Consider the following 249-nt stretch of genomic DNA (forward strand, 5'->3'; position numbering starts at 1 on the left):
AAACTTGCCACGCCTTCATTGGGTTTTGCTACGACAGGGAAGGCCATGCCTAATGCCACATTCGAATGGCGATGCAGCAAACAGCTTTGTGTGTTGGGTAAGGATTTTTCATTTAACACTTGTCGAGTTAAGTGTTTGTTTTTGGCCTTTAACGTGACAGACCAATCTATGGCTGGTAGACCAAAAAATTGCGCGCAGATGGCGGTGGAAGTTTGTAAGTGATCACTATTGCTGAAAACAGCGTCTGGC

The 249-nt window shown here is 45.4% G+C and carries 1 protein-coding gene; it reads right to left on the bottom strand.

What is annotated here, in order from left to right:
* Window positions 1–249 (bottom strand): hypothetical protein (locus O4H47_RS18035; protein ID WP_269395405.1); only part of this gene is annotated, 249 nt, incomplete at both ends.

It is taken from the genome of Maritalea porphyrae (genome assembly GCF_027213965.1).
GTDB classification, from domain to species: Bacteria; Pseudomonadota; Alphaproteobacteria; order Rhizobiales; family Devosiaceae; genus Maritalea; species Maritalea porphyrae_A.